The sequence below is a fragment of the Streptomyces sp. MS191 genome (genome assembly GCF_008042125.1).
Lineage (GTDB): Bacteria > Actinomycetota > Actinomycetes > Streptomycetales > Streptomycetaceae > Streptomyces.
On the sequence record NZ_RDBI01000006.1, the window covers coordinates 43,980 to 54,507 of the forward strand.

At 74.0% G+C, this 10,528-nt stretch carries 6 protein-coding genes and 1 pseudogene; 3 read left to right on the forward strand and 4 right to left on the reverse strand.

The features are described from left to right. Window positions 1–572: pseudogene (locus EAO71_RS01320) on the reverse strand (hypothetical protein); the annotation flags it as partial. A 234-nt stretch (window positions 573–806) separates the two neighbouring features. Between EAO71_RS01320 and EAO71_RS01325 the strand changes: the two are divergent. From EAO71_RS01325 to EAO71_RS01335, 3 genes are all read left to right on the forward strand, one after another. Continuing rightward, a complete protein-coding gene (locus tag EAO71_RS01325) occupies window positions 807–1,931 on the forward strand; it encodes an aminoglycoside phosphotransferase family protein (RefSeq protein ID WP_147975906.1) in 1,125 nt (374 codons plus the stop codon). A 400-nt stretch (window positions 1,932–2,331) separates the two neighbouring features. Further along, the gene (locus EAO71_RS01330) at window positions 2,332–4,311 is read left to right on the forward strand and encodes an N-acetylmuramoyl-L-alanine amidase (RefSeq protein ID WP_147975907.1); all 1,980 of its coding nucleotides are present in this window, start codon (window positions 2,332–2,334) and stop codon (window positions 4,309–4,311) included. 167 nt (window positions 4,312–4,478) lie between these two features. Beyond that, on the forward strand, window positions 4,479–6,677 hold the full coding sequence (locus EAO71_RS01335; protein ID WP_147975908.1) for a terpene synthase family protein: 2,199 nt from the start codon (window positions 4,479–4,481) through the stop codon (window positions 6,675–6,677). 56 nt (window positions 6,678–6,733) lie between these two features. On the opposite strand, the gene EAO71_RS01340 is transcribed toward EAO71_RS01335, so the two are convergent. The 3 genes from EAO71_RS01340 to EAO71_RS01350 form a co-directional block, all read right to left on the reverse strand. Beyond that, a complete protein-coding gene (locus tag EAO71_RS01340; protein WP_147975909.1) occupies window positions 6,734–7,099 on the reverse strand; it encodes an RNA-binding S4 domain-containing protein in 366 nt (121 codons plus the stop codon). A 15-nt stretch (window positions 7,100–7,114) separates the two neighbouring features. Then, on the reverse strand, window positions 7,115–7,615 hold the full coding sequence (locus EAO71_RS01345; RefSeq protein WP_147975910.1) for a hypothetical protein: 501 nt from the start codon (window positions 7,613–7,615) through the stop codon (window positions 7,115–7,117). A gap of 67 nt (window positions 7,616–7,682) precedes the next feature. Next, window positions 7,683–10,528, reverse strand: a 2,846-nt coding sequence (locus EAO71_RS01350) for an ATP-binding protein (RefSeq protein WP_187282512.1), incomplete at its 5' end; no start/stop codon positions are given.

Consider the following 10,528-nt stretch of genomic DNA (forward strand, 5'->3'; position numbering starts at 1 on the left):
CGCGGCGCGTCACCGAGCACCGCCCAGATCGTCGCCAGGTCGTATCCGGGCAGGTACCAGCCGGCGTGCAGGGGATCGGTCCGGCGGGGGGCGGCGGACGGACGGGTGGGTTCGGTGTGCAGCCAGTCGTGCATGGCACTGGTGAGTACGGAGCCGGCGGCGAGCGCGGCTCCCGCGCCCACCATGCCGCGTCGGTTGAGCATGAGGTCCATTCCCGTGAATTCGGTGAGGACCGCCGCCGTACGCTCGGGCGCCCAAGGCAGCCCGTCAGGGTTGTCGGTTTTCCTGACGTTCTGCCGTTTCCCGGCGCCACCGCGTCGTACGAACCCGAGGTCCTCGATGGTCACGACACGGCCGAGTCGCTCGGTGAACAGTGCTGCCAGCACCCGGGGGACGGGATCGCGAGGGGTCTCCCCCAGGTCGATCCACCGCCGCACCCGCGAGGTGTCGGTCGCCAGCTGCGGGTGGCCCATGGCCGCCGCCTGCCGGTTGACGAGTCTCGCGAGTTCGCCCTTGGACCAGCCGGCCAGGCCGAAGAGGTCTGCCAGGCGGGTGTTGGTTTGTCCGGTCACGTCTAAGCCCCCAGGTTCTCGGCTGAGTTGACAGTAACCCCCTGTCATAGGGCTGGCGACTATTCGCCAGGGTTCGCCAGGGTGCGCCCGATGTTCCGCCACCCGCGCCCGGGTGTCAGGTAGGAACGCGCCACCCCGCCCCGGTAACCGGCCCACATTCCCCAGGGTGCGGCCCGGAGGCCGGGCGGGGCGACGCACGCAACTCGTCGGCACACGAAGGGATCTGTTTCCTCCATGTACACAGCATCGTCCTCCGTGTCCGCCCCGCCCCGGCCCCAGCACCGCACCGTGCCGGTCGGCAGCGGACCGTACCTCGCCCCCGTGACGCAACCGGGCCGGGCCAGGCGGTGGGTGGCGAACGCCGCCCAGCCGCTCAGCGGACGCATCGACCTCTCGGGTCCGCAGGGCGCGCAGTTGAGGATGGCCATCGCGTCCGTCCACCGGATCTGCCCGGAGTTCAACCCCGTCCAGGTGCTGCGCCGCAGCGGCCGCTCCGTCCTCATCGTGGGGGCCACGGGACGGACGACGGCGGTCGCGAAGTGTTTACTCGACCACTCGCCCGCGTGGGTCGAGCGCTTCCAGCACGAAATAGCCGCCTACCGCTCCTTCGTCCGGCACCGCCCGCCGGTCCGGGCCCCCCGGCTCGTGGCCGCCGACCCGGACAACTGCACGCTGGTCATCGAGCGGATGCCCGGACGCGCGGCGGCGCTCACGCGCCACCCCGTGGAGGCACCGCCCCGCGCGGACGTGCGGGCGGCGCTCGGCGCGGTGGCCCGGCTGAACGCCTGGCGCCCGCCGGCCGGCACCTTCGACGCCCCGCTCGACTACGCCTCGCGGATCTCGCGCTACCACGAGCTGGGCCTGTTCACCGACCGGGACCGCGACGACCTGCAGAAGCTGCTGCACGGCCTGGCGCACGCCGGCGGCCGTCAGGGCATGGGGCAGTTCTGCCACGGCGACGCCCTGCTCTCCAACATCCTGCTCTCCCCCACCGGCCCCGTGCTGGTCGACTGGGAGCACGCCGGCTGGTACCTGCCCGGATACGACCTGGCGACGATCTGGGCGGTGCTCGGTGACGCGCCGCTGGCCCGGCGCCAGATCAGCCAGCTCGCGCAGCAGGCGGGACCGGCGTCCCGGGACGCCTTCCTGGTCAACCTGATGATCGTGCTGACGCGGGAGATCCGCACCTACGAGACGGCGGTGCAGCGGACCATGAGGGAGGCGCCGCCCGCCGGTTCGGTCCCCGTCCCGTCGGGCGCGGTCTCCCCCGGCGAGGAGCAGCGGCGGCTGCTGCGACGCCTGCACGACGACTGCGCCATGGCGCGGCGGGCCGTGCGCGCCGCGGTCGGCACGCGCTGAGGCGCGCCGCCCCAGGACCTGTCCGGAGAGACGGAAGCACGCCCCGCGTGCCCGGTGCCGAGAGCACCGGGACGCGGGGCGTCGCCGTGTCCGGAGCGGACACACCGGGTGCCGGTGCGCCATTCCCCCGTGCGCGCGGACGTCGCCTTCCCGGTCGTCACCGCGCGCGGTACGGACCCGTGGCCGGTCGCATGCGCCCGGTCACGGGACGGCGGCATTGGTCCACTCCACTGACGCGCCGCAGGCCCGCGCACTGCCGTCGCGAAACTCCGGCACACCACTCCTGACATGGGAAATCCCGTGCGCCGAGGGGTGATTGACGGATCGTCCGGGAGCCGATACCCCTGTACGGGTCCAGCCCCGCACGCCCCGTCGTCACCCCACGCCTCCGGAGGCTGCCTTGCACCGATCCGCGTCCCGCAGACGTGTCACCCGAGCGGCGGGCGCCGTGGCGTCCGCCGCTCTGCTCTTCCCGCTGCTCGCCGCCACGCCGTCCGCCACCGCCGCCCGGCCGGAGGACTCCGGCAGCCTGCAGCAGCAGTTCACCGCCTCAGCCGAGCGTCAGGGCGTGCCGCGGAGCGTGCTCCTCGCCGTGTCGTACCTCCAGTCGCGGTGGGACGCGCACGGCGGGGCCCCGAGCGTGACGGGCGGCTACGGCCCGATGCACCTGACGGACGCCGTGACGGCCCTGGCCGAGGCCCCGCACCACTCCCACGGCGAGGAGGACGCCCGCGGCGACGACGCGCGCGCCCCCCGGACCCCGGCCGGGGCCGCGGCCGCCGCGGCGACGACCGCGCCGCCGACGGCGGAGCAGCTCCCGGCGCGCCTCAGGACGCTGGAGCGAGCCGCCCGGGTGGCCGGGATCCCCGCGGAGGAGCTGCGGACGAGCAGCGCCGCGAACATCGAGGGCGGGGCCGCCCTGCTGGCCGCCGCCCAGCGCGAGTCGGGCCGGCCGCTGAGCGCCGACCCGGCCGACTGGTACGGCGCCGTGGCGCGCTACTCGGGTGCCGACGACACGGCGACGGCGTCGACGTACGCGAACGACGTGTACGAGGTGATCCGCTCCGGCGAGACCCGGAGGACGGACAGCGGCCAGGTGGTCACGCTGGCGGCCGATCCCGACGTGGCGCCCGCCACGGAGCAGCTCGCCTCGCTCGGGCTGCGGACCGCGGACGCGGGACCGACCGAGTGCCCGCGGACGGTGGCCTGCGAGTGGATCCCGGCGCCGTACGAGGAGTTCGGCGACGGGGACTACGGCAACCACGACAAGGCGAACCGGCCCGTGTCCCAGTCGATCGACTACATCGTGGTGCACGACACCGAGGCGTCCTGGGACGTCACCCTCCGGCTCGTGCAGGACCCGACGTACGTGTCCTGGCAGTACTCGCTGCGTTCCTCGGACGGGCACATCGCCCAGCACCTGCCGCTCAAGGACGTCGGCTGGCACGCGGGCAACTGGTTCGTGAACGCCAAGTCGGTGGGTCTGGAGCACGAAGGGTTCCTGACCTCGCCGGACGCCTGGTACACGGAGGCGATGTACCGGACCTCGGCGCGGCTGGTGCGGTACCTCGCCCAGCGCTACGACATCCCGCTGGACCGCCGGCACATCCTGGGGCACGACACCGTGCCGGGGACGACCACGGCGACGATCCGCGGCATGCACACGGACCCGGGTCCGTACTGGGACTGGGCGCACTACTTCCAGCTGCTCGGCCGCCCGATCACTCCGAGTGCGGGCCCCCGGGCGGGCGTGGTCACGATCCGTCCCGACTACAGCGCGAACCAGCCGGTCTACACGGGCTGCGTGACGGCGGGCGAGGCGTGTGCCCCGCACGGCAGCAACGCCGTCCGGCTGCACACCTCGCCGAGCGCCGACGCCCCGCTGGTGAAGGACGTCGGCCTGTACCCCGGCGGCCAGGACTCCACCACAGGGGTCAACGACACCGGCGCGCGGGCGTCGACGGGCCAGCAGTTCGCGGTGGCGGAGCGGCGGGGGGACTGGACGGCGATCTGGTACCTCGGTCAGATCGCCTGGTTCCACAACCCGAAGGCGCGGCCGACGGCGGTGAACGCGCGCGCCCTGGTGCTGACGCCGAAGGAGGGGGCGACGTCGGTCCCGGTGTACGGGCGCGCCTACCCGGAGGCGTCGGCGTACCCGGCGGGCGTCCCGGTCCAGGCGGTGTCGCCGCTGCCGTACCGGCTCCTCGCCGGCCAGCGGTACGTGGTGGGCGACCGGACCCCGGGCGAGTACTACTTCGCTCCGGTGTTCGACACCACGGGCCACACGGTGGTGCGCGGGCAGGAGGAGTACTACGAGATCCAGTTCGGCCATCGGGTGGCCTTCGTGAAGGCCGCTGACGTGCGGGTTTCCCAGGGCTGAGGGCGACCGGCCCGGAGCGGCGGAGGGTGTCGGCGGACCACGGGTTCACCGGCACCCTCCGCCGTTCATATGACTAACCTCGGGACGGCGTGCGCCGTACGGGCGACGGGTAATGCTGGGCGGGCATCAGCCCCGCTCGACCACGCTCACCGGAAGGCCCCGCACGCATGGCTCAGCCCTTCGTTCTGCCGGATTTCTATGTTCCGTATCCGGCGCGGCTCAACCCCCATGTGGAGGCCGCCCGTTCGCACACCCGGGAGTGGGCGCGGACGATGGGGATGCTGGAGGGCTCCGGCGTCTGGGAGGAGCACGACCTCGAGTCGCACGACTACGCCCTGCTGTGTTCCTACACCCACCCGGACTGCGGCGCCGAGGCGTTGTCGCTGGTCACCGACTGGTACACGTGGGTGTTCTTCTTCGACGACCACTTCCTGGAGGTCTTCAAGCGCACCCAGGACCGCTCCGGCGGCAAGGCGTACCTGGACCGGCTGCCGCTGTTCATGCCGAGCGACCCGGTGACGGCCGTGCCCGAGCCGACGAACCCGGTCGAGGCCGGACTCGCGGACCTCTGGCGGCGCACGGTGCCGGCCATGTCGCCGGCCTGGCGGGAACGGTTCGCCGAGGCCACCGAGGCGTTGCTGTACGAATCCCTCTGGGAGCTCGACAACATCAACGAGGGACGCGTCGCCAACCCCGTCGAGTACATCGAGATGCGCCGCAAGGTGGGCGGTGCCCCCTGGTCCGCCGGGCTCGTCGAGTACGCGGCCGGCGCCGAGGTCCCCGAGCAGGTGGCCGGCAGCCGGCCCCTGCTCGTCCTGCGGGACGCCTTCTCGGACGCCGTCCACCTCCGCAACGACCTGTTCTCGTACCAGCGGGAGGTGGAGGACGAGGGCGAGAACAGCAACGGCGTCCTCGTCCTGGAGCGGTTCCTCGGCTGCACCACGCAGGAGGCGGCGGAGGCGGTCAACGACCTGCTGACGTCACGGTTGCAGCAGTTCGAGAACACGGCGCTCACCGAGGTGCCCGGGCTCTGTCTGGAGAAGGGGCTGGGCCCGGCGGAGTGCGCGGCCGTGGCGGCGTACGCGAAGGGGCTCCAGGACTGGCAGTCCGGCGGCCACGAGTGGCACCTGCGGTCCAGCCGGTACATGAACGAGGCTGTGGAGAAAGGCCCTTCACGGCTCGACGGGGTACTCGGCACCTCGGCGCTCGACGTCCGGACGCTGTTCGGCCGGCCGGCCGCCGCCCGGCTGCGCGCCCACACCCACGTGCCGCACCAGCACGTCGGCGCCTCCCTGCTGCCCGAGTTCGACCTGCCCTACCCCCTGTCGCTCAGCCCGCACCACGGGGAGGCGCGGCGGCTCTCGGTCGACTGGGCCGAGCGCATGGGGCTGTTGGAGGACGTCTGGGACCGGCCCATGCTGGAGGGCTTCGACTTCGCGCTCTGCTCGGCGGGCCTGGATCCGGACGGCACCCTGGAGGAACTGGAGCTCAGCGCGGAGTGGCTGACGTGGGGCACCTACGGGGACGACTACTACCCGCTCGTGTTCGGACGGCCGCGTGACCTGGCCGGCGCCAGGCAGTGCACCGAGCGGCTCAAGACCTGCATGCCGGTGGAGGAGCCGGCGACCGGCCCGGGTCTCGCCGTGAGCCCGATGGAGCGGGCGCTCGCCGATCTGTGGGCCCGGACGGCCGGCCCCCTGCAGCGCGAGGCGCGCGGCAGGCTGCGCGACGCGATCGACCTCATGCTCGACAGCTGGCTGTGGGAGCTGCACAACCAGGCGCAGCACCGGGTCCCCGATCCGGTGGACTACATCGAGATGCGCCGCCGGACCTTCGGCTCCGACCTGACGATGCTGCTCTGCCGGTTGCGGCAGGCCGACGCGCTGCCCCCGGGGGTCTACCGCACCGGGACCGTCACCCGTCTGGAGAACTCCGCCGCGGACTACGCGGCCCTCGTCAACGACCTCTTCTCCTACCAGAAGGAGATCGAGGTGGAGGGCGAGGTGCACAACGGAGTGCTGGTGCTCCAGAAGTTCTTCGACTGCGACTACCCGACGGCCGTGGCGATGGTCGACGACCTGATGCGCGGGCGGCTGCGGCAGTTCGAGCATGTGAAGAAGCACGAAGTCCCCTTGCTGTACGAGGACTTCGACCTGGACGCGAAGGGCCGGGCGGCCTTCGGGGCGTATCTGCGCGAGCTGGAGGACTGGCTGGCCGGAGTCCTCAACTGGCACCGGAGCGTACGCCGTTACGGGGAGGGCGACGTCCACGCGGGCAGTGGTACGGCGCTGCTGCGCCGGGGGCCCGCGGGGATCGGCACCTCGGCGGCCCGGCTGGCGGCCCTGCTCGGCTCCGCCGCGCGGTGACGGCGCGGTCGCCCCCGGGGCGACCGGGGGCGGCCGACGGGCTCCCGGCGGGGACGTCAGGGACGGTGCCCGCGGAGCTGGTCGAGTTCGCGGCGGTCGCGCTTGGTCGGCCGACCGGTGCCCCGGTCGCGGACCGCGGCGACGGCCACGTGCTCGCGCGGCGGTGGCGGCGGGCTGTTGTCGACGTACGCCTCGACGGCCACAGGCGGTCCGACCCGCTTGGTGTGCAGTTCCTTGACCTCGACGATCCGCTCGCGGCCGCCGTGGAAGAGCCTGACCTCGTCGCCCGGCTTCACGGGCTGGGCGGGCTTGGCACGGTCTCCGTTCACCTTGACGTGGCCCGCCCGGCAGGCCGCGGCGGCCTGGGAGCGGGTCTTGGTGAGGCGTACGGCCCAGATCCAGCTGTCGACGCGCGCGCTCATCGGCCCCCGCTCCCGTCAGCCCTGCTGGAACAGCTCGGCGGGCAGCGGCTTGAGCAGCGCGTACAGGTCGTCCGTGATCGGGCGGTCCCAACTGGCGATCGTCACGAGGACGTTGTCGCTGCGGTCGAACTGCACGCAGGAGATCCGGCTCTCGGAGAGCTTGAGTCGGCGCACGATCAGCAGGTTGTCCCCCTGCATGACCGGCATGTCCTCGGTGTCGAGGACCTCGACCGGCTCGTCGTTCTCCAGAGCGGCGAGGAGCTGGGCGACCTCGAAGGGGATCTGGCCCTCGGCGAGCTCGCGCGCCGGGGAGCCCTCCGGGAGGTTGCCGATGATCATCGCGGGGCCCCGGCCGCCGAACAGGTCGTACCGCAGGAACACGCCCTGGCAGGTCCCGTCGGGGGCGGGCAGCAGGCCTGCGCCGAGGTTGCCGGGCCAGTCGCCCGGGTCCATGGCCAGGACGTCGAAGTCCGGGCCCGCGGGAGTGGCGGGGCTGCGGCGGCGGAGGAAGGACATACGGCCATGGTACGTGCCCCGACGCCGTGTGCAGCGCGCCGGGGCGGGTCCGGTGGCGGCTCTTCGGTCAGGCGTGCGGGGCGCTCTCGCGGGGCTCCCGGCCGGTGTGCCGCAGGGCCTGCGCGAGGCCCGCCCGATCGGTGCCGAGCTTGCGGTAGACGGCGGAGAGCAACAGTGTGACGGTGGCGTGGTCGGTGCCGAGGGCGACCGCCGCGTCCTCGCCACGGACGGTGAGATCCGCGGCGGACCGCTCACGCGCGGTGAGGGCGTCGGTGCCGGCCGGGCGGAGGGTGCGGGGCCGGAGTCCGGCGGCGGCCAGCTCGGCCCGCGCCTCCTCGCCGAGGCCGTCGGCGCCGCAGGTCTGGGCCGCCTCCAGGCCGCGGTAGAGGTACTCGGCGGCCTCCCTCGTCCGGCCGCCCCGGCGCAGGGCCGCGCCCAGGGCGACCAGGGAGCGCGCCAGCTCGTACGCGGCGGGTGAGCGCTCCAGCCAGTCGACGGACTCCTCCAGCAGCTTGACCCGCTCGCTGCCGCCCACCACCTCGGCGGTGACGCGGAGCGCCTGGCCGATCGCGGAGGGCGCACCGTACTGGCGGGCCCGGTCGACGGCGTCCAGGGCGGTGTCACGGGCCCGGTCGGGGGTGTCCCGTACCTCGGCGAGGGCGAGGTGGAGCTGCCAGGGGCACCAGGCCGGGTTGCGCATGCCGCGCGGGTCGAGGCGGCGTCCGACCGACGCCAGCTCGGCGGCGGCCTCGTCGGTGCGGCCCAGGGCGAGGAGGAGTTCGGCGTGGACGGTCTGGGAGTCGGGGAAGGTGACGGCGGCGGGGAAGGGCTCGCCGAAGTCGTGCGTACGGGAGACCTGCTCGGCCTCCCGGACCCGGCCGCGGGCCAGCAGCACCTCGATCATGACCCCGACCGCGTACCAGTGGGCGGGGGTGCGCGGCCCGACGCGTTCGGCCAGGCGCAGTCCGGCCCGGACGAAGTCCTCGGCCTCGACGAGCCGGCCGCGGCGGTAGCGGATGTATCCGAGCAGGGTGTAGGCGAACGCGAGGTGCGCGCCGCGCCAGCCCTGGCGTTCGAACTCGGCGGTGCCCGCCGCGAAGAGCTCCTCGGCACGGCCGGGGCGGTCGGCGTACAGGTACGTCAGCGCGACCAGGACCGGGACCTCGAAGCCGCGGCTCTCGTCGGCCCAGCTGAGGCCGCCTTCCAGGGCACGTTCGGCGTGGCCGACGGCGACGGCCGAGGGTTCGGCGCGCAGGGTGGCGTCCCAGGCGCGCAGGCCGATGACGTACCGCTCGGTGAGGTCGCGGCCGCTGAGCCGGTCGGCGAGCCGGGCCAGCCGGCGGGAGCGGGCCGGGGAGTCGGGTTCGTCGGCGCGGAAGGCGTCCCACATGAACTTCTCGGACTGCATGCGCAGCCGGCTGCGGGCGTCGGTGGTGAGCCGGGACTCGCGGGCGAGGAGCTCGGAGGCCTCGACGAGGCGGTCGCTGTGCGCGAGGACCTGGGAGAGGCGGTAGACGATGCCGTGGCGCAGCGCCGAGTCGGAGACGGGCTCCTCCAGGGCGGCCCGCAGGTGGTTGACGGTGGTGGCCGGCTCGGTGAGCAGTGAGGCGCTGCCGAGCTCGAAGAGGACCGCGGCCCGTTCGTCGTGGCAGGGGGGTTCGCGCAGGGCGCGGGCGAGGTACCGGCGGGCCGCGTCGGGTGCTCCGGCGCGGAGGGTCTCGCGGGCGGCGGCGCGCAGCTCCTTGACCACCCAGGGATCGCCCTCGGGGTGGGTCTCCAGGAGGTGCCGGGCGGCGGCGGTGGGCCCGAGGCCGGCGTCGACGACGCACCAGGCGGCCTGTCCGTGCAGGGCGACCCGGGTGGCGGCAGGGATCGCCTTGTAGACGGAGGTGGCGATCAGCGGGTGGACGAACTCGAGGGTCTCGGTGCCGGCGAGGATGCGGGCCTCGCGGAGGTGTTCCGCGCAGTCGGCGACGGCTTCGTCGCCGAGGCCGGCGACGGCGCCCRCGAGCTGCGGGGAGATCTCGGTGCCGAGGACGGCGCAGGCCCAGGCGAGCCGGACGGTGGAGGTGCCGAGGCGTTCGAGCCGGGCGATGAGACCGCTGCCCTTGACTGCGGCGGCGAGGTCGCGCAGCTCGTGGGCGCCGTCGGCGGTGGGGGCGAGTCCCAGACCGCGGATCTTGGCGGCGAGCTCGACGGCCTCGAAGGGGTTGCCCGAGGTGACGGTCCAGTACTCGCGGCAGAAGGCGTCGTCGGCGTGGTCGCCGACGAGGTCGCGGACGAGGTCGGCGATGGCTCCGGAGGTGAGGGGTTCGAGTCCGAGGGGTCGCTGTCCGGACCGCCGGCCGGTGAACTCTTCTCCGGTGTCGGGAAGTTCGTCGGGCCGGTAGGCGACGACGAGGAGCATGGGGAGCTCCTCGGCGCGCGGCGCGAAGGCGGAGAGCCAGCCGAGGGACTCGGGGTCGGCCCAGTGGGCGTCGTCGACGACCACGACGAGCGGGGCGCGCCGGACGGCGAGGTGGGTCAGGACCCAGTCCAGGCCGTCGCGCAGGCCCTGCGGGTCGGGCGGGGCGCCGGCGGCCGCGGTGCACAGGCCGAGGGCGGGTCCCACGATGTCGTACCAACTGCCCAGCTGGCGGCGGAGTTCGGTGTCGGAGGCGGCGGCGAGCTGGGGCTGCAGGAGCTGGCGGGCGACGTGGAAGGCGACCTGCTGCTCCTGGTCCCCGCCGCGCGCGGAGAGCACGGTGCAGCCCTTGGCGGCGGCGCGCCGGCGGATCTCGGCGAGCAGGGTCGTCTTGCCGAGTCCGGCCGGGGCCGCGTAGGCGAGTACGCCGCCGCGCGGGGTCCGGGGCGCGGCGTCGCCCCGTACCTGCGGACGGTCGTCCGGCGGGAGGGTCCGCCCGGGCGGGGCGG